Origin of the sequence: Pseudonocardia sp. CA-107938, from assembly GCF_050936315.1 — a bacterium.
In the GTDB taxonomy this organism is placed as follows: Bacteria; Actinomycetota; Actinomycetes; order Mycobacteriales; family Pseudonocardiaceae; genus Pseudonocardia.
Genome location: NZ_JBNJNA010000002.1, coordinates 1,139,721 through 1,161,137, shown reverse-complemented (window position 1 = coordinate 1,161,137; position 21,417 = coordinate 1,139,721). Strand labels below are relative to the sequence as shown.

The 21,417-nt window shown below is 72.2% G+C and carries 22 protein-coding genes; 10 read left to right on the top strand and 12 right to left on the bottom strand.

From position 1 onward, the window contains the following. Positions 1–351: 351 nt before the first annotated feature. Positions 352–2,202 carry a PepSY domain-containing protein gene (locus ACQEVB_RS38455; RefSeq protein ID WP_432984047.1) on the top strand — a complete coding sequence of 617 codons (1,851 nt, stop codon included), beginning with the start codon at positions 352–354 and terminating at the stop codon, positions 2,200–2,202. 390 nt (positions 2,203–2,592) lie between these two features. On the opposite strand, the gene ACQEVB_RS38450 is transcribed toward ACQEVB_RS38455, so the two are convergent. From ACQEVB_RS38450 to ACQEVB_RS38425, 6 genes are all read right to left on the bottom strand, one after another. After that, positions 2,593–2,982: a hypothetical protein gene (locus ACQEVB_RS38450; protein ID WP_432984044.1), complete on the bottom strand. Its 390-nt coding sequence runs from the start codon at positions 2,980–2,982 to the stop codon at positions 2,593–2,595. A gap of 271 nt (positions 2,983–3,253) precedes the next feature. Continuing rightward, positions 3,254–4,618, bottom strand: a complete 1,365-nt coding sequence (locus ACQEVB_RS38445; protein WP_432984041.1) for a copper resistance protein CopC — start codon at positions 4,616–4,618, stop codon at positions 3,254–3,256. Next, entirely contained in the window at positions 4,615–5,391 is a 777-nt protein-coding gene (locus ACQEVB_RS38440) for a DUF1775 domain-containing protein (RefSeq protein WP_432984038.1), read from the bottom strand. The genes ACQEVB_RS38445 and ACQEVB_RS38440 overlap by 4 nt, the downstream gene beginning before the upstream one ends. Before the next feature lie 77 nt (positions 5,392–5,468). Continuing rightward, positions 5,469–7,919 (bottom strand): copper oxidase, encoded by a 2,451-nt coding sequence (locus ACQEVB_RS38435; RefSeq protein ID WP_432984035.1) that lies wholly within the window; start codon positions 7,917–7,919, stop codon positions 5,469–5,471. Between the two features lie 548 nt (positions 7,920–8,467). Next, entirely contained in the window at positions 8,468–9,043 is a 576-nt protein-coding gene (locus ACQEVB_RS38430) for a DUF5134 domain-containing protein (protein ID WP_432984032.1), read from the bottom strand. A gap of 181 nt (positions 9,044–9,224) precedes the next feature. Next, positions 9,225–10,112: a hypothetical protein gene (locus ACQEVB_RS38425; RefSeq protein ID WP_432984029.1), complete on the bottom strand. Its 888-nt coding sequence runs from the start codon at positions 10,110–10,112 to the stop codon at positions 9,225–9,227. Between the two features lie 236 nt (positions 10,113–10,348). Here ACQEVB_RS38425 and ACQEVB_RS38420 point away from each other — a divergent pair, with 236 nt between their 5' ends. The 3 genes from ACQEVB_RS38420 (at position 10,349) to ACQEVB_RS38410 (ending at position 13,532) form a co-directional block, all read left to right on the top strand. Then, a complete protein-coding gene (locus ACQEVB_RS38420; protein ID WP_432984022.1) occupies positions 10,349–10,918 on the top strand; it encodes a TetR/AcrR family transcriptional regulator in 570 nt (189 codons plus the stop codon). A 70-nt stretch (positions 10,919–10,988) separates the two neighbouring features. Further along, on the top strand, positions 10,989–11,699 hold the full coding sequence (locus ACQEVB_RS38415) for an SDR family oxidoreductase (RefSeq protein ID WP_432984019.1): 711 nt from the start codon (positions 10,989–10,991) through the stop codon (positions 11,697–11,699). 156 nt (positions 11,700–11,855) lie between these two features. Next, a complete protein-coding gene (locus ACQEVB_RS38410; protein WP_432984016.1) occupies positions 11,856–13,532 on the top strand; it encodes a protein kinase domain-containing protein in 1,677 nt (558 codons plus the stop codon). Between the two features lie 6 nt (positions 13,533–13,538). On the opposite strand, the gene ACQEVB_RS38405 is transcribed toward ACQEVB_RS38410, so the two are convergent. Continuing rightward, a complete protein-coding gene (locus tag ACQEVB_RS38405) occupies positions 13,539–14,240 on the bottom strand; it encodes a hypothetical protein (RefSeq protein WP_432984013.1) in 702 nt (233 codons plus the stop codon). Between the two features lie 36 nt (positions 14,241–14,276). Further along, positions 14,277–15,236, bottom strand: coding sequence for a D-erythronate dehydrogenase (gene denD, locus ACQEVB_RS38400; RefSeq protein ID WP_432984010.1), 960 nt, complete (start codon positions 15,234–15,236; stop codon positions 14,277–14,279). A 96-nt stretch (positions 15,237–15,332) separates the two neighbouring features. Here denD and ACQEVB_RS38395 point away from each other — a divergent pair, with 96 nt between their 5' ends. From ACQEVB_RS38395 to vanX, 3 genes are read left to right on the top strand one after another with little or no spacing between them, the layout of a single operon-like run. Beyond that, positions 15,333–16,343, top strand: a complete 1,011-nt coding sequence (locus ACQEVB_RS38395) for a D-isomer specific 2-hydroxyacid dehydrogenase family protein (protein WP_432984007.1) — start codon at positions 15,333–15,335, stop codon at positions 16,341–16,343. Further along, positions 16,336–17,379: a D-alanine--(R)-lactate ligase gene (gene vanA, locus ACQEVB_RS38390; RefSeq protein WP_432984004.1), complete on the top strand. Its 1,044-nt coding sequence runs from the start codon at positions 16,336–16,338 to the stop codon at positions 17,377–17,379. The genes ACQEVB_RS38395 and vanA overlap by 8 nt, the downstream gene beginning before the upstream one ends. Further along, positions 17,376–17,996 carry a D-Ala-D-Ala dipeptidase VanX gene (gene vanX / locus ACQEVB_RS38385; protein ID WP_432984001.1) on the top strand — a complete coding sequence of 207 codons (621 nt, stop codon included), beginning with the start codon at positions 17,376–17,378 and terminating at the stop codon, positions 17,994–17,996. The genes vanA and vanX overlap by 4 nt, the downstream gene beginning before the upstream one ends. On the opposite strand, the gene ACQEVB_RS38380 is transcribed toward vanX, so the two are convergent. Together ACQEVB_RS38380 and ACQEVB_RS38375 are read right to left on the bottom strand one after the other, a co-directional pair. After that, positions 17,986–18,375 (bottom strand): DUF1761 domain-containing protein, encoded by a 390-nt coding sequence (locus tag ACQEVB_RS38380; protein WP_432983998.1) that lies wholly within the window; start codon positions 18,373–18,375, stop codon positions 17,986–17,988. The two genes, vanX and ACQEVB_RS38380, sit on opposite strands and share 11 nt — an antisense overlap. Beyond that, a complete protein-coding gene (locus ACQEVB_RS38375; protein WP_432983996.1) occupies positions 18,372–18,818 on the bottom strand; it encodes a DUF1761 domain-containing protein in 447 nt (148 codons plus the stop codon). Before ACQEVB_RS38375 ends, ACQEVB_RS38380 begins: the two co-directional genes overlap by 4 nt. A 76-nt stretch (positions 18,819–18,894) precedes the next feature. Here ACQEVB_RS38375 and ACQEVB_RS38370 point away from each other — a divergent pair, with 76 nt between their 5' ends. Beyond that, positions 18,895–19,545: a TetR/AcrR family transcriptional regulator gene (locus tag ACQEVB_RS38370; RefSeq protein ID WP_432983993.1), complete on the top strand. Its 651-nt coding sequence runs from the start codon at positions 18,895–18,897 to the stop codon at positions 19,543–19,545. Here the strand turns inward: ACQEVB_RS38370 and ACQEVB_RS38365 are convergent. Beyond that, the gene (locus ACQEVB_RS38365; RefSeq protein ID WP_432983990.1) at positions 19,533–20,192 is read right to left on the bottom strand and encodes a GntR family transcriptional regulator; all 660 of its coding nucleotides are present in this window, start codon (positions 20,190–20,192) and stop codon (positions 19,533–19,535) included. The genes ACQEVB_RS38370 and ACQEVB_RS38365 overlap by 13 nt on opposite strands. 22 nt (positions 20,193–20,214) lie before the next feature. On the opposite strand from ACQEVB_RS38365, the gene ACQEVB_RS38360 reads away from it, so the two are divergent. Further along, positions 20,215–20,646, top strand: coding sequence for a VOC family protein (locus ACQEVB_RS38360; protein WP_432983987.1), 432 nt, complete (start codon positions 20,215–20,217; stop codon positions 20,644–20,646). Between the two features lie 6 nt (positions 20,647–20,652). Here the strand turns inward: ACQEVB_RS38360 and ACQEVB_RS38355 are convergent, their stop codons facing one another. Beyond that, the gene (locus ACQEVB_RS38355; RefSeq protein ID WP_432983984.1) at positions 20,653–20,853 is read right to left on the bottom strand and encodes a hypothetical protein; all 201 of its coding nucleotides are present in this window, start codon (positions 20,851–20,853) and stop codon (positions 20,653–20,655) included. Positions 20,854–20,870: 17 nt separating this feature from the next. Between ACQEVB_RS38355 and cobU the strand changes: the two genes are divergently transcribed. Further along, positions 20,871–21,401, top strand: a complete 531-nt coding sequence (gene cobU / locus ACQEVB_RS38350) for a bifunctional adenosylcobinamide kinase/adenosylcobinamide-phosphate guanylyltransferase (RefSeq protein ID WP_432983981.1) — start codon at positions 20,871–20,873, stop codon at positions 21,399–21,401. Positions 21,402–21,417: the final 16 nt, after the last annotated feature.

Genomic DNA, 21,417 nt, shown 5'->3' with positions numbered 1-21,417 from the left:
CGGGCATCCGTCAATACGACGGCTTCGACGTTACGAAGAGGTCATCGCCTCGCGGCCGTTCGTTACGGCGATTCTGCGAAAATATGTCGGTCCCGCGGTTGACAGCACATCGGTCGATCGGCGGGCGCTCCCCATGAAGAGCTCGACCGGCCCGGTCCCCGAGAACGTCGAAATGGAAGAGCAATGGACGTTCTCGGTAACCGGTCGGCGCGCCCTCCGCGGCGCGGTGCGCGCCGACGAGCACCCCAGCACAGCAAGGAGTCCGCGGTGACCTCCGCTCATTCCCGCCGGACCGCCGGATGGATTCCCGTTCGCGGCCTCGTCCGACCGCGCTCGTCGAGCAGTGTCGGTGTGCAACTGCGCCCGCTCGCCCGACGCGTGCACTTCCTCGCGGGGCTCCTCGTCGCACCGTTCCTGCTTCTCCTGTGCCTGACCGGTCTCGTGTACGTGTTCAGCCCGCAGGTTCACGAGGATCTGTACCGCGGTCAGTTGTTCGTCTCCCAGGTCGGCGCCGAGCGCCATCCGGTGGCGAACCAGGTGGCGGCAGCGCTGCGGGCCCATCCGGAGGCACACGTCCAGTCGGTCGTCCCCCCGGACGCGCCCGATCGCACCACCCGCGTCAACCTGCACGTGCCGGGCATGGACAAGCCCGGGGACGCACGCACCGTCTTCGTCGACCCGTACACCGACTTCATCAACGGCGAACTGCTCACGAGCGACGGCCGCCTCCCGGCGAACGTGTGGCTGCGCGAGCTGCACTCGGACCTGCACCTCGGCGAGGTCGGGCGGTGGTACTCGGAGATCGCCGCGAGCTGGGTGCCCGTCATCGTCGCCGGCGGGCTGATCGTGTGGCTCACCAAGCAGGGGCGGCGGCGGCGAACCGCCGCCGAGCTCCTGGTGCCGGTCCCGCGCGGCAACGGCGACATGAGCCGGCTGCGTTCCGTCCACGGTCCGCTCGGTCTGTGGCTGACCGCCGGCCTGCTGGTCGTCGGTGTCACGGGCCTGCTCATGAGCCGGCTCGCCGGGTGGGGCCTGCCGTCGGCGCGCGAACCCCGGCTCGCCATGGCTCCCATCAGCCCGGAGTCGAGCGTTCCGATCGGCATCGACGACGTGCTGGCCGTTGCCCGCGAGGAAGGGCTCACCGGGCAGCTCCTGGTCACCCCGCCGGCAGCACCCGATCGACCGTTCTCCGTCGTCGAGACGTCGACGGGACTCCCGATCCACAAGGGCGCGATCTCCGTCGACCCCTACACCGCGCGCGTCACGGAGCGGATCGGCTGGGACGACTACCCGCTGCTGGCCCAGCTGCGTGAGGTCGGCGTCCAGTTCCACACCGGCACCCTCTTCGGGCTGGCCAACCAGATCCTGCTGACGCTCGTGGTGCTCGGCACCATCGCGCTGATCCTCGGCGGCTACCGGATGTGGTGGAAGCGCAACCCGTTCCGCAGCACGGCGACTCCCCCGCCGCCGCGCGCGCTCGCCGCACTGCCGTGGCCGGTCGCTGCGGGGATCGCGGCCGTCGTCGTCGTGCTGGGCTGGCTGCTGCCGGCGTTCGCGATCAGCCTCGTCGCGTTCCTGCTCGTGGACGTGCTGATCAGGGCTTTCCGGGACGGGTCGGCACTGGCGCGCACGACCGCGGCAGCCGGCACCGTCGCGCTCGCGGCCGCGCTGATCGCGTTCGCGGTGCTGCCGACCGCGGCACCCACCACCGGTCAGCCGATCGGCGCCGGCCCGGCGCCCGGTCCGCGCGAACCCGACGTCCCGCCCAGCGGTGGCGAACTCAACCCCTGGACCGTGGACCGTCCGCCCGGCGGCACCCTCGACGTCGGCGCCGCCCCGCTCGCGCCCCGTCGCCAACCGGTCGTCCAGCGGTTCTCTGCGGGTGACGCCGTCGCCCCGGACGCCGCGGCGACCTCGACCGACCCGAGCGCCGACGGACCGGGTGGCGGCGCGGCGTCGGAGGACTCGCCCGACGTCCCCCTGACGAGCCCCGTCGGCCCGACCACCACGGCCCCGGCGCCACAGCCCGCCGGACCCGGCGCCACTCCCGCGCCGCAGCCCGCCGGACCCGGTGCCTCCCCCGCGCCTTCACCGGGAGTCGTGCAGAACCTCATCGGGATCCTGACCGGCACCCTCGCTCCGGTCACCGGCGATCTCCTCGGCAGCGTGACCGCCGTGACCGGGCAGCAGCCCCGCAACTGAGGCCCCCGCACCACCTGACGCTCGCCCCCCGCTCGCCCCGTTCACCACTGGTGACGGGGCGAGCGCCATGTCGGGCGCCCGCACGCGGCCCCCACCCTCGCCGTCGTACGGCTCGCCCGCGGCTGGGACCGCCCAGGAGCCCGGTCGAGGTGTTCGTGATCAAGCGCAGAAGCCAGCTGCCGCTCACGCACATGCTGACGTGCCCACGCACACGTCCCGCCTTGTGCGCGAGCACCCGAAGGTGTGCGTGAGCGGGGATGGTGACATGACGAAAGGGCGGTGGGGACCGGTCCGCGGACCGATCCCCACCGCCCTCTCTCTTCACCTCTTGCAGAGCTGGGCGCCGCCCCGATGGGGAGCCGGGCGACGCCCAAGCCGGTGGGTCGAACCTCAGTAGCCCGAGGGGCCCGTGCCCATGTCACCCTCGGGGGTCAGGCCGGCCATCATCTTGACCATGTCGAGGTGGATGTCCACGTACTTCCCGGGGTCGGTCGTGATGCGCTTGACCTCGTCGCCGGCGAAGTTCTCCTCGCCGTAGTGGTACTTGCCCCAGTGGTACACGAACCCGTCGACCGGGGTGGTCGGGGTGAAGGCAGTGGACTTCGGGGCGGTCGACCCGCTCGAGGCCGTGCTGTCGTGCCCGGTGTCGCCGTATCCCTCAGCGGCGGAAGCCGTGCCCGTCATGATTCCGGAAATGGCGAGCGCGCCACCCGCGACGACCGCACCCGCGCGACCGATGTTGCGCAGCCGGCTCGAGCCGGACGTCCTGTGCTTGGACATTGATCTCTCCTTCTGATCATCCTGCCGATCGGCGGAGGGCGCTGTCTGGCCGACACTGGCTAGATCCGGAGATGGGGAGCGTTCCGCCGATTGGTAGAGCCAACCAGAGACCAGATGTCAGATGATGCACTGAGCGTTACGGCGCAGTGAAAAAGAACTCTCATAGGACTCGCTGCGAACTTCCGTAAAGCCGCCATTGATTTCCTCACATGTCCGGCGATCCGGCGGTGAGGCGGATGTCATCGTTCCGCTGTCCGCGGCCACCAGTCGGTCACCGCTCCGCGGGCGGGCTACCGGGGTGTGCACCGCCGGTCGACCACAGGCCCAACACCGACTCCGAGGGATCGATCGCCGACGTCGCGACCATCAGCACGGCCGCGGCGCTCGCGGCGACCACGGCGACCCGGCGCAGGCGCTGCCGGCCGGGCAGGTCCTTGCCACGCGTCTCGGCCCGCCGGCGGACCCACAGGTGTGCGGCGATCCCCGTGGCGACGACCAGCGTCGCCAGCGCGAGCAGCGCCGCCAGCTCCCAGCCCCCGACCGTGATCAGCGCGACGACGGCCACCAGCGCACCGCACGCCCACATGACCCGGGCGAGCCGAGGCAGCACGGTGCGGAGGGCGGAGTCACCGGGGCCGCGCTGGAGGATCCACAGCAGCACCGGTCCGCCGACGGCGATCGCGATCGCGAGCAACAGCCCGGTCTCGGCAGCGATCGCGGGCAGTCCGGGGCCGTGCGGATCGTGCGGCTCGGCGAAGCTCCAGGTAGCGGCCAGCGGAGCCGCGCAGCCGAGCACCGCGAGCGCGGAGGACCACCGCTCGATCCCCGTCTCGGGCGGCCGGCCGGCGAGCAGGAGCACGAGCGCGACGGTGACCGGCACCAGCACGAGCAACCTGAGCAGCAACGCCGCACCGGTCTCCGAGCCGAGCGTGCCTGCCACGAGGGCGGGATCGAACGCCTCACGCAGCGATGCCCGGGCGGCGTAGGCACCGAAGCCGGCGATGGTGAGCAGCGTCGAGATCAGCAGCGTCCACCAGACCGAGGTGATCAGCCGCCGTACCACGGCCTGCCGCCCGGCGGCCGGCCACGCCACGACCAGGACGAACACGAGGCCGATGCCCAGCAGCAGCGCAGCGGTGGCACCGTGCACCGCCACCGCGTAGATCGCGACGACGACGGGATCCCGTTCGATCCCGACCACAGCGGGGTGCAGCTTCGTCGGAGCGGACACGGAGAAGCTCGACGTGCCGCTGATCAGCTCGAGCCGGCTGTTCGGCACGGACCACGCCACCGAGTAGGTCCCGCCGTAGCGGGTCTTCGGCATCGGCACGGTGATGGTCGCGGGCTCCCCCGGCGGGTTGACCGGCCGGACGGCGACGACCTGATCGCCCGGCGGGTTGTTCATGCGCACGGTGGCCAGCCCGGCGGGCACCGGCCGGTCGAAGGTGAGCCGGAGCTCGTCGGGTGAGGTGACGAACGCGCCGTCGGCCGGTGACGTCGAGAGCAGCACCGGATCTCCGGCGGGGGCCGGGAGGGCGACGAACAGCGCGCCCCAGCACGCGGCGACCAGCACCAGCAGTCCGAGGAATCGGCGGACGAGCGGCCAGCGGCCCACCGTCACGGAGCGGCGCTTCATCGGCTTCCCACCTTCTCCAGCACCCGCTTGGTGGCCGTTCCGGCCGTCGTCGGGAGCGACCTGATCGCACGCCTGCCCGGCGGCCAGTTCCAGAGGATGAGGGCGCACCCGCTGCCCACCAGCCCGATGGCGAGCAGCGCCCACGGCAGCACGCTCGGGCCGTCCTCCGCACCGTCCACGGATTCCGCGGAGTCCGCGGCGCCGGCGGGGCTTGCTGCGCCGGCGGGCGATGCGCCCCCGGCGGTGATCGTGATCGTCGGCGCGGTCCCCTTGGCGGACTCGCCGGCGTCGGTCCACCGGTCCTCGCTGCCGTCCGAGTAGCCCTGCGTGGCGGCGAACACCAGCCGGCCGGTCTGCGGCAGCGGACCCGCGGTGACGATGAACTGCTCGAACTGCTTGGGGGCGACCTCGCCGCCCTCCAGGACGATCGAGGCGACGGCCTCGTCGAACTTCTCGCCGCCGATGGTGACCGGCGGGTCGACGGGTCGGGTGGTGACCGTCGCCTTCCAACCCTTGACCCTGGACACGGTGGCCTTGGGGATCGGGACGTCGGCGGGGAAGGTGAGCTCGAGCCGGGTCGTCGACACACCCTTCCGCTCGTTCGACAGGCGCACGGCGAACGACTGCGTCTCACCGCCCTTCACGGATCCGGGCACGATGGACACCCGCGCCGACGCGGCGGGCGCGAGGACCAGCATGCAGACCACGGAGATCACAGCGGTGGTGAGCAGCGCCGTCGCGGCGCGAACGAGGGTCGTGAGCGGGTGGACCATGGAAACTCCTCAGGAACGCGACCCGGGGCTGGGCGGCATCGCCCAGCCCCGGACCGCGGTGTCAGTTGCTGCTCAGCTCAGCCGATCGGGTTGAGCTGCTCGGGCGTGAGCTTCTGCTTCCACGCCTCGGGGTTCTGCTGCACCCAGCCGTTGTAGACGAGCGGGATGGCGACGACGCCCTGCCCGCCCTGGCCGGCACCCGACTTGAGCTTGTCGTCGGTCTTGGTGCTGGAGGTTGCGTTCAGCACCAGCTGCCCGGCGACCGCGGCGTCCGCGATGTTCCCGTCGTTGTTCGGGTCGACGTCGATGACCTGAACGGCGTTGGAGAACTTGTTGGACACGTAGGCGTAGTAGCCGCCGCCCTTCTTGGCGCCGAAGTTGGCGCCGTGGCAACCGGGGTTGCACGGCAGGTCCTTGATCACCTTGTTCGTCTTCGGGTCGATCACCGAGACCGTCTGCGACAGGGTGTTCTCGGCCAGCAAGGCCTTACCGTCCGGGCTCACCGGGAGCTGGATGGTCAGACCGCCCCACGTACCGGTGGGCCCGGTCAGCGGGTTGTAGTTCTTCCACAGGTCGATCGTCGAGGTGTGCGCCAGCTTGCCGTCCTCGGTGGCGCAGGCGTCCTCCACGAGCGAGATGCAGCTGATGCTGCCGCCCAGGAAGTTGGACATGTACGCCTTCTTCGAGTCCGGCGTCATCGACGTGGCGATCGGGAAGTAGCCGACCTTGTCGTGCTTGACCGTGCCCGAGTCCATGTCGGCGATGACGGCCTCGTTGGTCATCGTGTTGGGCGCCACGACCGTCTTGCCGTCGTGGCTGGTCCAGTGCGCGTGCGGGTGCGGCGTGATCCCGCTCTCCGGGTCGACGTTGATCCGCTGGACGATCGACGTGGCACCGGGCGTCAGCTCGACGATGTCGGTGCCGGCGTTGGTCCCGACGGTGAGGTTGTCGTTGCCCGGACGGGTCATGACGTGCGCCGGGTTGTGGCCCACCTCGATCTGCCGGACGAACTTGCCGGTCTCGCGGTCGAACACGTCGGTCTTGTTGTCGAACCACTCGTTCGCGTACAGGTACTTGTAGTCCTTGTCGGTCCACATGTTGTGGACGTTGTTCATGTTGATCTCCGGCGCGGCGATCTTCCGGTCGATCGTCCAGTTCTCCACGTTGATCTTGGTGGCGGACCCGGGCTTCGCCTTGCCCTCGTAGTCCTCCATCTGCGTGGCGACCCAGACCTCACCGACGCCCGGCGTGGTCGGCTTCTTCAGCGCCGGCAGCGTCCGCGGGTACTTGAAGTACTGGTCGTAGTACGCATCCAGGTTGGGGATGAGCACCGGCTTCCCGGCGGCGTCGTACTGCAGGATCGGCGCCGGCGGCTGGAACGGGTTCCAGGAGACCTCCTCGGTCTCGCTGTACTTCTGCCAGTTGTTCGGGTTGGTGACCGTGAAGAAGGTGTTCACCAGCCGCTGGATGATGTCCGCGTTCGACGGGAAGGGCTTCGGCTGACCGTTGACGCGGAGGCTCTTGCCGAAGTCCAGGCCCAGCGTGAGCGGGTCGTCGACGACGACGGCACCGAGCATGTAGGGCGCGACCGAGTCCTGGAAGGCGTACAGGCCCGGCTCAGTGAGCTGGATGGTCTTCTCGCCGAAGAACGCGCCACCCGCGTCCATGTACGGGAAGTCCTTCGCCCCTTCCGGCGCGATCAGGCCGATCGGGTTGCGCAGGCCTTCGGAGTTCTTCGGGTCGACGTTGAAGGTCACCGAGACCGCCGGCCCGTTGAGCGCGAACTTGCCGAGGGAGTCGAGCACGCCCTGCAGGTCAACACCGACCGGGAGGTCGAGCAGGTTGACCGGCGACCCGGGGGGAAGCGCCGCCACCTCGGCGGTCAGCTTGCCGATGAGGCCCTCGGCCTGGGCGGCCAGGCCCGCGGCCTCCGGGGCGCTCTTGCCGATCCCCTGGACCGTGGCCAGTGTCGAGCCGAGGCCCAACACGTCGAGGCCCTGGACGCCCTTCGCCGGAGCCGGAGCCGGTGCCGGCGCGGGGGCCGGCGCGGGGGCCGGGGCCGCGGTTGCGGAGGCCGACCCCGAGGCGGAGGCCGATCCCGCGCTCGAGCTCGAGCTCGAGCTGGAACCCGCACCCGCGGACGGGGCGGGGGCCGGGGCGGGGGTGGGCGCAGGAGGCGGAGGCGCGACGCCGGGTGCCCCGCCGAGCAGGCCGCTGAGCGGCTTGGTCACGCCGTCGAGGAGACCGCCGGCCGCTCCGCCGGTGACTCCGTTGACGAGACCGTTGAGGTCGGACTCCAGGATCGGACCGCCGATGCTGGGCACCGCCAGGATGTCCGTGCTGACGCGCGGCAGGACGGCGACCGCGAGGGACTTGCTGCCGAACAGGTTCAGCCCGGAGTCGAACCACCCGTCGCTGTTGTCGGTCAGGTTGAAGGTGATCGGCAGGGGCCCGACACCGATCGGCTGCTGAGCAGCGGCGGGGGTGGCGTTGGCCACCGTCGCACCGAGCGCGGCGATCACCGTCACGGTGGCTAGGCGCCGTCGTCGTCCAGATCGTGGAGCGCCCGGGGGAGCGGTCGCGGACATGTGTTCCCTCTCTTGTCACTTATTCATTCGGCCCACGAAGGTCCCGCACTCGTGAGCCGCAGGGGTTCAACACCCCTGTTACTACGGAATTACGCGGATCAGTTCCGAGAACAACTTCCGGGCACGCCGGATCGACCATGATCACGCAGGCTTCGGCGCATGACCATGATCAAGACTTGACCCCGCCTTTAACCGCGGGATGGGCAATATTGGCACTACCTGCGTAACAGGCAAGGCCGTTCGGGTGACCCTTCCGTAACGGCTGCCTCTTCCGATCGGTCTACGACACGTGCGGCCGACGTCACGCAGGGTTTACAACCATCTGCCGTATCCACTCGTTGTACCAAGGATAGGGGTACACGAAAAGCGCGCCGATCCGGGACGGAATCGGCGCGTTTTCCGCCGCTCGCGCACACCTTCAGATGCTCACGCACATGATGGGACGGGTGCGCGAGCACATCAGCATGTGCGCGGGCGGCAGTTCCGGGTCAGACCATTCCGGCCAGGAACATGATCGACATTCCGGCGCTCATCACCGCGTTGGGCACCACGACGTGTCGATCGAGCCCCACGGAGCCGGCCGACGCGGCGCCGACGGGCACGGCCGCGACGGCGCCGCTCTGCGGCAGCAGCAGCCGGGCGAGGTCGGCGACGAACCAGGCGATGAAGACCAGCGCGATCGCGGTCATGAGCAGCGGCTGCCCAGAGGGGCTCTCGTGGTGCGCGTGCTCCATCGCGCCGGAGGGCGCCGCGTCGAGGGTGTGGCCCTGGAGCATGTAGATCATCGCCAGGCCGCCGACCGCGTGGTGGCCGGCCGCACCCAGCAGCGTTCCGTCCCGCAGACCGATCCCGGCGAACCACACGGCGACGGCGAGGAACACCGCGACCCACACCGGACGCGGCAGCGGGTCCGCGGCCGGGACGAACATCGCCGCCATGCCGAGCCCCATCACGGCGTGGGCCAGCGCAGGAGCGAACGGGACGCGGCCCTGGACCAGCAGCACGAGGTGGTAGAGGCCCGCGAGCAGGCACGCGAGCCCGAGTGGTCCGTCGATCCATGCCACACCCAGCTGCATACGGAGCACCCACCCTGGTCGTCGGTGGGCGCGACCCTAGGCCGAACGGGCTGATCGCTGGTTTCCGGAACGTCACCAGAAGCCGTTCCGTTGGTTTCCGACGAGCCGCCGGACTACCGGGACGTTTCGGGAGCCTCTCGCTGCGGGCACGGACCCCGTGAGCTCGCGCTCACTGGCCACTGCCGGTCGTGACGGTGAACATGGCCGCGTGCACGGCACCCCGGTGCTGGAACTCGACGAACAGCCGGTGCACGCCCGCGTCGGGCACCTCGACGGTGAAGGCGAGGGCCTGGCTGCCGCGATGGGGATCCTCCGGCGGGATCGCGAGCGGGGCGACGCGCAGTCGGGCCATGTCGCCCTGGCGCACGACGACGAGCTGGCCCGGCTGTCCGAAGCGGGGTTCGACGTCGGTGACGGGCAGCCGGTTGCGGTCGATCGCGACGAACACCTCCGACCGCGTGCCCGCCACGAGGTCGGCGTCGAGCCGCACGGTGTAGTCGTCCACCTGGGTCGTGCGGGAGGTCGTGGCCTCCTCGGGGGCGAACTTGCCCGGCGCCGACAGCTCGACGCCGAGCACGAGCTCCGGTCCGCCCGTCGGCACGAAGGTCGCGTACGCCCGGTACACGCCGGCGACCGGCAGTTCGAGCTGCGCCCGCCACACGCCCCCCGCGTCGGCGGCGGGCAGCACGTGCTGGAACCCCGCCCCGCCCCGGCTGACGACGACGAGGTCCAGCTGGCGTTCGTCCCGGACGTCGAAGGCGGTGACCGGGCGCCCGCCCGGTCCGGTGACGACGAAGGCGAACTCGGCCGGGACGCCCGGACGGAACGTCGTCGACCCGCGCGGAACCAGCGTGTAGCCGGATGCGGTGGAGACCAGACCCGTCGTCCCGATCGAGGACGGGCGGTCCGGCGGCAGCGCGACCGCGGCGTGCGGGTCGACCGGCGCGGGGGGTGCGGTTCCGGGAGGCGGCGCGGTGGCCGTGCCGAACCACCAGGCCCCGCCGAACACGAGCGCGAGCGTGGTCACGAAGCCCATGAGCCTCGCCACCACGTTCATGGGGAGTCCTTTCATCGTCGGAGTCCCCTGACGAACACGGAGCGGGCGGGAGCACGCGGTTCGACAGGGGACGTCGCCGGGGAGCGGATCGAGCCGGCAGCTTCTCCATCCCTCGTCACGGCATCGTCGGCGCGCCGTAAAAACGAGGTGAAGAACGCCTCCCGGCACCGGCGGGCCGGTGTGAGTGATCGGGGAGATATTGCACCGATCGTTCTCGTAAGACTAGCGTCGTCGGCATGCGCACCAAGGAGTTCGACCCGGACGTGGTGCTGGGGCGCGCCCTCGACGCGTTCTGGGAGAACGGGTACGAGCGGACCTCGCTGGTCGACCTCGTGGCCCGCATGGGCATCGGCCGGCGCAGCCTCTACGACACGTTCGGCGACAAGAACGCCCTGTTCCTGCAGGTCCTGCAGCGGTACGCGCACGAGCGGGAGGCCGGGTTCCGGGAGATCGTCGACCGCGCACCCGACGCGCGCCAGGCCCTCCGCGTCCTGCTGGAGACCGCGGTCGCCCAGGGCGTCGTCCTGCGCCGGGGGTGCCTCACCGTCAACACCGCCACGGAGCCCGGCGCCGGCGACGAGGCCTGCGCGCTGGTCCAGCGACAGCTCGACAGCTCGAAGGAGCTGGTGGGCGAGCTGATCGAGCGCGGCCGGCGCGACGGCAGCATCTCCAGCTCCAGCGACGGCGCGGTGCTGACCGCCGCCGTGTTCAACGCCTGGCTGGGCCTGCGCGTCCGCGTCCGCGCCGGGGCCGGCGTGGACGAGCTGATGGCGGACGTCGCGTCCGTCCTCGGCCTGCTCGACTGACCGCTGCTCCGTGGTCCGCACCTCTGCATGCCTTCAAACCGCACCAATCAGTCTAGAAAAGGACAACGTCATGGACATCAGCAGCTCGGTCGCACTGGTGACCGGAGGCAACCGCGGCCTTGGCCGTCACCTCGCCGCCCAGCTCCTCGAGCGGGGCGCCAAGGTCTACGTGGGCGCCCGCGACCCGGAGTCGGTCGACCTGCCCGGTGCCGTCCCGATCCGGCTCGACATCACCGACCCCGACGCCGTCGCCGCGGCCGCCCGGCTCGCCGCCGACACGACGCTGCTGGTCAACAACGCCGGCATCAGCACCGGTGTCGGGCTCGTCGACGGCGATCTCGACGACATCCGCCGGGAGATGGCGACCCACTACTTCGGCTCGCTCGACATGATCCGCGCGTTCGCGCCGGTGCTCACCGCCAACGGCGGCGGGGCGGTGCTGAACGTGCTCTCGGTGCTGTCCTGGATCCACCGCCCCGGCGTCGGCGGCTACAGCGCGGCGAAGGCCGCCGAGTGGGCCATGACGAACGTGGTGCGCACCGAGCTCGCCCCGGCCGGGATCACGGTCACCGCCCTGCACGTCGGCTACATGGACACGGACATGGCCGCGCGCGTCCCCGCCGGCCAGAAGATCGACCCGGCCGTCGTCGCGGTCCGCGCGCTCGACGCCGTGCAGGCCGGCACGCCGGAGGTGCTGGCCGACGAGCTCAGCCACACCGTGCGGGCCGGCCTGTCCGGCGGGCTGGAGGTGCTCTACCCGGAGCTGACCGCCCGGGTGTGACGTCCCTCGGACGGAGCAGTTCCGGCTCCACGCAGCGCCCCGGCCGGAAGCCGTAGGCTCCACGGCAGGCCCGGTCGATCGCCGCGCTCGCAGGATCATCACGGAACGTGTGGAGAGGAGGACGGGCTCCACCGACCGGTGGAGCCCGGACTGCCGGTGCCGGAGCAGCAGAGCGCAGCCGCGGGCCTCGTCGGGCACGTGGTGGCCGGGCACCGCATCGACGCGGTCCTCGGCGAGGGCGGGATGGGTGTCGTGTACCGCGCCACCCACCTGCGGTTGCACCGCCCCGTCGCGCTCAAGGTGCTGCCGCCGCCGCTGGCCGCCGACCAGGACTACCGGCGCCGGTTCGAGCGGGAGGCCGCGATCGCGGCCAGCCTGGAGCACCCCAACGTCATCCCGATCTACGACGCGGGCCACGCGAACGGGCTGCTCTACCTGTCGATGCGCTTCGTCGACGGCGAGGACCTCGGCGCGCTCCTGCGCCGCGAGGGCCCGCTGAGCGGCGAGCTGGTGTGCGCGGTGCTCGGTCCGGTGGCCGACGCGCTCGACGCCGTCCACGAGGCCGGGCTGGTGCACCGCGACGTCAAGCCGGGGAACGTGCTCATCGCGCGGACGGTCCGCCCCAACGGCCACCGGCAGGTCTACCTCTGCGACTTCGGCATCGCCAAGAACCCGACGTCCGGCGGGCCGGACCTGACCTCCGCCGGGCAGTACATCGGCACGCTGCAGTACTCCTCCCCCGAGCAGATCGAGGGCCGCTGGCTGGACGGTCGCTCCGACCAGTACGGGCTCGCCTGCCTCGTGTACCGCGCCCTCACCGGTCAGGTGCCCTACCCGCGCGACGACACCTCGGCCGTGATCTACGCCCACCTCGCGGGCAGCCCGCCCCGCCCGACGGAACTGCGGCCGGACCTGCCGCCGGCCGTCGACGGCGTCGTGGCGCGGGCCGCGGCCAAGCACCCCGACCACCGCTTCCCCACCTGCTCGGCGTTCGTCGCCGCGCTGCGGGCCGCGCTGGCCCCCGCGCCCCGACCGCGTCCGCGACCCGCGCCCGTCCCGCAGGGGCCGCCGCCGGCTCCGGTGCCGCGACCGGGCCGATCGCTGCCGCCGACCCTGCCGCTGCCCTCCCCCTCCCCGCCGGACCGCCCGACCCGTCCCGCGGAGCCCGACGAGGCGTCGCGGGTGCCGGCCGCGGAGACGGTGGCCGTGCAGGAAGCAGAGCCACCGGCGAGGCTCGCCCCGGCGCCCCCGTCCGACGTGCGTGCGGAACGGATCGAGGCCGACCGGTCGATCACGGTCACCTGGACCCCGGGCAGCGCGGCGCAGGTCGAGTACAAGGTCAGCCGGCGCACGCCGGACGGACGCTGGCAGGTCGTCGGGCGGACGGCCGCGAACTCGATCGTCGACGGCGCCGTCGCGCCCGACGCCGCCATCCCGGTGTACGGGGTGGTCGCCCGGCTCGGCACCGAGGTGTCGGACCTGGTCGAGTCGGTCGCGCAGCCGGCCGCCGCGCCCCCGGCGCCCGTCGGGATCCCGCCCGTGCGGAACCTGACGGCGACCGCGGCCGGCCCGCTGCTGTTCGAGTGGCCGGCGGGCGTCACCGAGGCGATGGTGGTGGTGCGCGCGGACCGGGCACCGGAGTCCCCGGCCGATCCCGCCGCGACGGCCTGGAAGATCACCAACATGCGCTACCAGCTCGACGGCGGGCTACGGCTGCCGCCGTCGGTGCCGCGGCCGTGCCACGTCGCCGTCGCATCGTGCGAGCGGGCAGGCACCACGCTCGTCGTCGCCCCGGCGTTCGACGCCAGCGCGCACGCGGTCGTGCCCCGCTGACGTCGGTCAGCGGCGGCGCTTGCGCACCACGGCCCGGGACAGCGCGGCCACGTTGCGCGGGGTGAAGCGGAACCAGAACCCGAGGTAGGAGCCGTTGGTGCGGAACTCGGGGTTGCGCGTCGCGTAGGCCACCGCTGCGGGCCGGGCGAAGTAGACGTCGCCGAAGGCCTGCAGGGTCTGCGGGGTCATGTGGATGTCGACCTCGAACAGCCCGTCCTCGTCGATGCGGAAGCCGTTGTAGCCGGCCATCTCGCGGAACACCCCGTCCAGCAGCCTGCCCTCCGCATCGGTCGGGGCCGGGTCGTAGAACCTGTACTCGGCCAGTGCCTCGGTGATCGACACGAACCCGAACATGCTCGCCATCGACACCCGGTAGATCCGGCCCAGCGGATGGCGCAGCCGGGTGCGCAGGTAGAACCGCAGCCCGGACTCCAGGTGCAGCCCGCGGCCGCGGAACTGCGGCAGGACGCGCAGCTTCCCCCCGACGATCACCCGTGACCGCCCGAGCGGGGCACTCTTCCAGAACTGGAACCCGACGACCTCGCCGCCTGCGGCCTCGAACACGTGCACGACGTCGTTGGACGCCGCGTGCAGGCGGAAGTGCTCGATGTCCTCGGCCATCAGGGCGTTCGCCATCGCGTGCAGCCGGCCGAGCAGCTCGTCGTCGAGGTCGCGGCACGCGACCGCGCGGATGCGCACCTTAGCCACGTCCCAGACGCTAGGGGGCGTTGTTTCCCCCGGGTCTCACCGACCGATCCGCCGCAGGTGCGCGGCGAGCAGGTCGCCGAAGCCGGCGTCGGCGCGGAACCCGGCGGCCACGGCCCGGGAGATGTCGGTGCGGGCCGGCCAGGTCCGCACGATCGCGTCGACGGCCGGGTCGGGCTCCCACCGGACGAGCTCGGCCACCTCCGGGCCGGCCGCCTCCGCCAGCGCCTGCACCATCTCCCCCACCGAGACCGACACGCCCGGCAGGTTCACCCCGCGCCGGTCGGAGCCGAGGTCGACCTCGGCGCCCGCCACCAGGTTCGCCACCGCCGACTCGGGCGACGCCAGCCACACCTGCGTCTCCGGCGGCACGGGACAGACCGCCGGCACCCCGGCCAGCGGCTCACGGATGATCCCGCTCAGGAACGACGACGCGGCCCGGTTCGGCGCGCCCGGCCGCACGCAGATCGTCGGCAGCCGCAGCGCCCGCCCGTCGACGAAGCCCTTGCGGGTGTGGTCGGCGAGCAGCAGCTCCCCGATCGCCTTCTGCGTGCCGTACGTGGACGACGGCCACAGCGGCGTCACGTCGTCGACGACGGGCGGGAGCTCGCCCCCGTAGACGGCGAGCGAGCTGGCGAAGACGACGACGGGCGTGCTGCCGGCCCGCCGGCAGGCCTCCAGCAGCCGCCGGGTGCCGTCGACGTTGACGCGCGCGCCGAGCTCGTGGTCCACCTCGGCCTGCCCGCTCACCACGGCGGCCAGGTGGAACACGACGCCCGTGTCCTGGTCGACGACCGCGTCGAGCAGGTCCGGGTCGGCGATGTCGCCCACCGCCGGCACCAGGCGCGGGCCTGCCCCATCGACCTCGACGGCGGGCGCGACGCGGTCCACCGTCACCACCCGCGAGATCTCCTGCCCGCGCAGCTCACCGCGGCGCAGGAGGGCGGCGACGACCTCCGCACCGAGGAACCCGGCCGCGCCCGTGACGACGATGTCCATGCCGCGATCCTGCCCTGCCGGGGCCCCGGCACATATCGTCCGCGTATCGAGATCCGCATACGGGCTGGCAACACGTCGGAGCCTTGACTCGCGGCCATGCCCCGCAGCGAACCGGCCCCGACCGCGTCGCCACCGGTCGTCGCGACGACGGGCATCACCGTCTTCGGCTGTGGCCAGGACGAGGCCGCCCTGTTCCGGGCGCTGGCGCCGCGGTTCGGCGTGACGGCGACCCTCGTCGAGGCCGCGCTGTCCGCGGCCACCGCCGGGCTGGCGGCCGGCGACCGCTGCGTCAGCGTCGACCACCGCACCCCGGTCACCGACGCGACGCTGCAGCACCTCGCCGACGTCGGCGTCGAGTACGTCTCGACGAGGAGCGTCGGCTGCAACCACATCGACCTCGCGGCCGCGGAGCGCGTCGGCATCACCGTGGGGAACGTCGCCTACTCCCCCGACAGCGTCGCCGACTACGCGCTGATGCTGATCCTGATGCTGCTCCGCGACGCCCGGACCACCATCCGCCGCTCGGACGTCCACGACTACCGGTTGAACCGGGTGCGGGGGAAGGAGCTGCGCGACCTGACCGTCGGCGTCGTCGGCACCGGCCGGATCGGCACCGCCGTCATGCAGCGGCTGCGCGGCTTCGGCCCGCGCGTCCTCGCCCACGACACCTGCCGGAGCACCACCGCCGAGTACGTCGAGCTCGACGAGCTGCTGGAGCAGAGCGACGTCGTCACGCTCCACACCCCGCTCACCCCGGAGACGCACCACCTGCTCGACGGCGGCCGCATCGCGCGGATGAAGCACGGCGCGCACGTCGTGAACACCGGGCGCGGCCCGCTGATCGACACGGCGGCGCTCGTGGCGGCGCTGGAGAGCGGCCGGCTGGGCGGCGCAGCGCTCGACGTCCTCGAGGGCGAGGAGGCGATCTTCTACGTCGACCACCGCTACCACCCGGTGCCGCGCGGCCCGTGGCTGCGCCTGCAGGAGCTGCCGAACGTGATCGTCAGCCCGCACACGGCCTACTACACCGACCACGCCCTGAGCGACACCGTCGAGAACTCCCTGGTCAACTGCCTGGACTTCGAAAGCAGGAAGCAGCATGGATAGAGCGGCCGTCGGCATCCTCTTCGGCGGGTGCTCCGAGGAGCACCCGATCTCCGTGAAGTCGGCGCGGCAGGTCGCGCAGAGCCTCGACCCGGCGAAGTACCGGCCGTACTACGTCGGGATCACCGAGAGCGGCGCGTGGAAGCTCTGCGACGGCCCCGAACCGGAGTGGGAGGACGGCTGGTGCCGCACTGCCGTGCTGTCCCCGGACCGCGACGTCCACGGGCTCGTCGTGCTGGGCGGGCAGGGCCGGTACGAGACGATCGCCCTGGACGTTGTGCTGCCCGTCCTGCACGGCAAGCTCGGCGAGGACGGCGCCATCCAGGGCCTCCTGGAGCTCTCCGGCATCCCGTACGTGGGCTGCGACATCCAGAGCTCCGCGCTGTGCATGGACAAGTCGCTCGCGTACCTCGTCGCCGCGAACGCGGGCATCGCCACACCGGCGTTCCGCATCGTCGCGCCTGGCGAGAGCGCAGATCCGGCCGGCCTCACCTACCCGGTCTTCGTCAAGCCGGCCCGCTCGGGCTCCTCGTTCGGCGTCAGCAAGGTGGCGGGGCCGGACGAGCTGGCGGCCGCGGTGGAGATCGCCCGCATGTACGACCAGAAGGTGCTGATCGAGGAGGCCGTCGTCGGCCGCGAGATCGGTTGCGCCATCCTCGGCGAGGGCGCCGACCTGGTCGCGGGCGAGGTGGACCACGTCGCGCTCAGCCACGGGTTCTTCCGCATCCACCAGGAGAGCTCACCCGAGACCGGTTCGGACAACGCCACCTTCATCGTTCCCGCCGACATCCCGGCCGAGGCACGGGCGCGCGTCCAGGAGGCGGCGATGTCCGTCTACCGCGCGTTGGGGTGCCGCGGGCTCGCGCGCGTCGACATGTTCCTCACCGACGACGACGAGGTGGTCCTCAACGAGGTCAACACCCTGCCCGGCCTCACGTCGTACAGCCGCTACCCGCGGATGATGGCCGCGGCCGGGCTGCCGCTCGGTGAGGTCGTCGACCGGCTGATCACGCTCGCCCTCGCCGGCAAGAACCGATGAGGGACGGCTTCGCGCTGGTGGACGAGGTCGTTCCGGGGATCCGCTGGGACGCCAAGTACGCGACCTGGGACAACTTCACCGGCAAGCCGGTGCCGGGGTACCTGGCCAACCGCATCGTCGGCACGACGGCGCTGTGCGCCGCGCTGGACCGGGCGCGGCGGCACGCCGCGGACCGCGGCTTCGGCCTGCTCCTCTGGGACGGCTACCGCCCGCAACGCGCCGTCGACAGCTTCCTGCGCTGGGCCCAGCAGCCCGAGGACGGCCGGACCAAGCAGCGGCACTACCCCAACATCGACCGCACGGAGATGTTCGAGCGCGGCTACGTGGCCGCGAAGTCGGGGCACAGCCGCGGCAGCACCGTGGACCTGACGCTGTACCACCTCGCCACCGGCGAGCTGGCCGCCATGGGCGGCGACCACGACCTGATGGACGCGATCTCGCACCACGGGGCGTCCGGGATCACGGAGCTGGAGGCGACCAACCGCGAGCACCTCCGCGCGATCATGGAGGCCAGCGGGTTCCGTCCGTACGACTGCGAGTGGTGGCACCACACGCTGGCCGACGAGCCCTACCCGGACACCTACTTCGACTTCCCCATCGGGTACGTCACGCGCTGACGAGGCCGAGCACCGCGGCGACGAGCAGCAGCTTCAGCAGCCAGTCGCCGGCGTGCAGGGCCGCGGTGACCAGCGGCACGCGTTCCCACAGCATCGAGCCGGTGAGCAGGATGAGCGGGAAGCCGAGCCACAGCACGGCGGCCAGGCCGAGCCCTTCGGGGAGCCCGAGCAGGCCCGCGCGGCCCGCCACCCACGTCATGACCGCGGCGAGCACGGCGGTGCGGGCCAGCTCGGCGAGCGCCTTCGCCGGGTGCGGCTTCCCGCGGTCGGGTGCGGCCGCGCCGAGGACGCGCTGCTCCAGCGGGGTGAGCAGGGCGTAGTAGACGGAGCTGACGACGAACGCGGCCACGGTTGCGATCGCGACGGCGAGGACGGTCATCGCGTCGAGCCGCTGCGTCGCGCGAGACCGATGAACAGGCCCATGACCAGCGCGGTCTGCAGCGCGTCGCCGACGTGGATCAGGTACAGCACGAACGGGTAGCCCTCGTGCAGCACCGAACCGAGGATCGCCATCGCCTCGAACCCGAACCACACCGTCGCGGCGACGGCGAGCGCGCCGCGCACCGTCCGCACGCCCATGCGCGTGATCAGCACGGTCATCGTGAGCATGACGGCGACGTTGCGGGCCAGCTGGCCGAGCATCTCCCCGACGCCGGGCCGGGCGGCCTGCTGGGGGTCGATGCCGGAGAGCTCCACCCACGTGGCGCCGAAGACGGTGTACCAGATCGACGCCGTGACGAGCGGGACGGCGGCGGCCGCGGCGAGGTACAGGACGTGGCGCCGGGTCAGGAACGGGGTCGGGGCTGCGGTCAGAACGGTCATCGCGGGTTCCTCCTTTTAGTACCTACCAGTACTTTAACCTCGAGTATTACGTACGCGCAAGTACTAAGATGGCGGCATGGCTGCCCCCGAGCGATCCCCGACCGGCCGGAAGCGCGGCCGGCCGTCCGGCACCGTCGGGCCCGAGCTCGTCACGCTCGCCCGGGACCAGTTCCTGGAACACGGGTTCCGCCGCACCACGATGGACGCCGTCGCGGCCAAGGCAGGCATCTCCAAGCAGACGCTCTACGCCGCCTACCCGTCCAAGGACGCGCTGTTCGCCGCCGTCGTGCAGGACTGGGTGGACCGCGGCCGCAGCGCCACCGCGCCGCAGCTGGCGGCGCTGCTCACCGACGGCGACGTCGAGCACGGCCTGCGCGCGCTGGCCGCGACCCTGCAGGCCGGGATCCTGAGCGAACCGGTGCTGGCGATGCGCGCACTGGTCGCCGCGCAGGCCGACACCCTGCCTGCGGTCGCCGCCGACTACGTCTCCCGCAGCTGGGAGCGCAACACGCAGAACCTGGCCGACGCGCTGGCGACCCTCGCCGAGCAGGGCCGGCTGGCCATCCCCGACGCGGCCGTCGCCGCCGAGCAGTTCGTGTGGCTCGTCGTCGGGGCGCCGCTCAACCGGCTGGAGCTCACCGCCGGCCGGGACCGCCTCTCCGACGACCGGCTGGCGCAGCTCGCCGAGGAGGGCGTGCGGACGTTCCTGAGCCGCTACGGCCGGTGATCTGCCAGTACGTCGAAGGCGCGGCGCCGGTGCTCGTCGAACAGGGCCAGCGCGGCATCGGTGTCCCCGGCCCGCAGTGCCGCGGCCAGCTCGCGGTGCTCGGCGGGCAGCTCGGCGAGGTACCCCTCGGCGCTGGCGTCCACCCGGGCGAGCAGGAACAGGTGGACCTGGTTGCGGATGGCCCGCCACGCCTCGACCAGCCGGCCGTGCCCGGTGGCCGCGTAGACGGCGTCGTGGAACGCGATGTCGCACGCGGCCATCTCGTGGACGTCGGCGGCCGCGGCCATGCGCGCCACCGCCTCGTCGACGGCGTCGATGCCGGCCGGATCGGCCGCCTCCACCACGAGCCGGACGGCGAGGGTCTCCAGGGCGCCGCGCAGGCTGTGCAGCTCGGCGACGTCGCGCGACGTCAGCGCCGTGACGGTGGCTCCGCGGTGCCAGCCGAGATGGACGAGCCCTTCGGCCTGCAACCGCAGCAGCGCCTCGCGCACCGGGCCGCGGCTCACGTCGAGCTCGGCGGCCAGCTCGGTCTCCCGCAGCTGCTCGCCCGGCCCGTACGCGCCGGCGAAGATGGCGTCGCGCACCCGGTCGGCCACCTCGTCGGCGAGCCCGCGCCGCTCGGCCTTCCGCACCCTCGGCTCGACCATGTCGCAATGTTAACATTGCGACATGACCGTCCTCGACTCACCCATCCCGCGCTTCCACCTCGCGATGCCCGTCGACGACCTCGCCGCCGCCCGCCGCTTCTACGGCGAGGTGCTCGGCCTCGCGCAGGGCCGGTCGGCCGACACCTGGGTGGACTGGAACCTCGACGGCCACCAGTTCGTCACGCACCTGTCGCCGACGCGCCGGGCCGCGATCCACAACCCCGTCGACGGCCACGACGTGCCCGTCCCGCACTTCGGGCTCATCCTCACCGTCGAGCGCTTCCAGCAGCTGGCCGAGCGGCTGCGCGCCGCCGACGTCACCTTCGTGATCGAGCCGTACGTGCGGTTCGCCGGCCAACCGGGCGAGCAGTGGACGATGTTCCTGCTCGACCCGGCCGGCAACGCGCTGGAGTTCAAGGCGTTCGCCGACGACTCCCAGGTCTTCGCGACCTGAGGTCGGCTATCCGCCCTCCTGGAGGCTCATCGGGCCGTAGACGACCTCGTCGCCGTCCAGGAGCTCGACGGCGTCGACGCCCTGCTCGCGCAGCTGCGGCCACTCGTCGGAGAACCAGGTCTCGGCCTCCTGCTGGTCCGCGAACCGTTCGTCGGGCCCGTCCACGGCATTGCCGTCGCCGTCGAGGTAGCGCCACCGGAAGGACATGGCACTAGCGTGGCAGCGTGATCACGCTCGTGCTCGGCGGCACCCGCTCGGGCAAGTCCGGGCACGCGGAGGGGCTGCTGCCTGCCGACGAGCCCGTGCGCTACCTCGCGACCGCCCGTCGGATCGACGGCGACGCCGAGTGGGAGGCCCGCATCGCCGCGCACCGGACGCGGCGCCCGGCCGCCTGGACGACCATCGAGGAGGCCGACGTCGCCGCGACCGTCGCGGCCGGCGGCGATCCGCTGCTCGTCGACGATCTCGCGACCTGGCTCACGGGGGTGCTCGACGACACCGGCGCCTGGGAGTCCGCGACCGTGCCGGCGGCCGTCGCCGACCGGGTCGACGCGCTGGTCACGGCCGTGGCGACCGCGCCGGGCCGGGTGGTGCTGGTGTCGGCGGAGGTCGGCCTCGGGGTCGTGCCGGCGACCCGGGCCGGCCGCCTGTTCCGCGACGAGCTGGGCGCCCTGAACGCGGCCCTCGCCGCCGTCGCCGACGAGGTGGTGCTCCTCGTGGCCGGCCTGCCGATCCGGCTGAAGGACCCCCGGTGATCGTCGACGAGCGGCG

What these genes read in the sequence shown, in the direction of transcription:
- ACQEVB_RS38445 (WP_432984041.1), bottom strand. Translation starts at nt 4,618, where the DNA reads ATGAAGCGCCGCTCCGTGACGGTGGGCCGCTGGCCGCTCGTCCGCCGA.
- denD (WP_432984010.1), bottom strand. Translation starts at nt 15,236, where the DNA reads ATGGACATCGTCGTCACGGGCGCGGCCGGGTTCCTCGGTGCGGAGGTC.
- ACQEVB_RS38370 (WP_432983993.1), top strand. Translation starts at nt 18,895, where the DNA reads ATGGCTGCCCCCGAGCGATCCCCGACCGGCCGGAAGCGCGGCCGGCCG.
- ACQEVB_RS38365 (WP_432983990.1), bottom strand. Translation starts at nt 20,192, where the DNA reads ATGGTCGAGCCGAGGGTGCGGAAGGCCGAGCGGCGCGGGCTCGCCGAC.
- ACQEVB_RS38395 (WP_432984007.1), top strand. Translation starts at nt 15,333, where the DNA reads ATGCCCCGCAGCGAACCGGCCCCGACCGCGTCGCCACCGGTCGTCGCG.
- ACQEVB_RS38450 (WP_432984044.1), bottom strand. Translation starts at nt 2,982, where the DNA reads ATGTCCAAGCACAGGACGTCCGGCTCGAGCCGGCTGCGCAACATCGGT.
- vanA (WP_432984004.1), top strand. Translation starts at nt 16,336, where the DNA reads ATGGATAGAGCGGCCGTCGGCATCCTCTTCGGCGGGTGCTCCGAGGAG.
- ACQEVB_RS38420 (WP_432984022.1), top strand. Translation starts at nt 10,349, where the DNA reads ATGCGCACCAAGGAGTTCGACCCGGACGTGGTGCTGGGGCGCGCCCTC.
- ACQEVB_RS38380 (WP_432983998.1), bottom strand. Translation starts at nt 18,375, where the DNA reads ATGACCGTCCTCGCCGTCGCGATCGCAACCGTGGCCGCGTTCGTCGTC.
- ACQEVB_RS38440 (WP_432984038.1), bottom strand. Translation starts at nt 5,391, where the DNA reads ATGGTCCACCCGCTCACGACCCTCGTTCGCGCCGCGACGGCGCTGCTC.
- ACQEVB_RS38355 (WP_432983984.1), bottom strand. Translation starts at nt 20,853, where the DNA reads ATGTCCTTCCGGTGGCGCTACCTCGACGGCGACGGCAATGCCGTGGAC.
- ACQEVB_RS38375 (WP_432983996.1), bottom strand. Translation starts at nt 18,818, where the DNA reads ATGACCGTTCTGACCGCAGCCCCGACCCCGTTCCTGACCCGGCGCCAC.
- ACQEVB_RS38415 (WP_432984019.1), top strand. Translation starts at nt 10,989, where the DNA reads ATGGACATCAGCAGCTCGGTCGCACTGGTGACCGGAGGCAACCGCGGC.
- ACQEVB_RS38360 (WP_432983987.1), top strand. Translation starts at nt 20,215, where the DNA reads ATGACCGTCCTCGACTCACCCATCCCGCGCTTCCACCTCGCGATGCCC.
- ACQEVB_RS38425 (WP_432984029.1), bottom strand. Translation starts at nt 10,112, where the DNA reads ATGAACGTGGTGGCGAGGCTCATGGGCTTCGTGACCACGCTCGCGCTC.
- vanX (WP_432984001.1), top strand. Translation starts at nt 17,376, where the DNA reads ATGAGGGACGGCTTCGCGCTGGTGGACGAGGTCGTTCCGGGGATCCGC.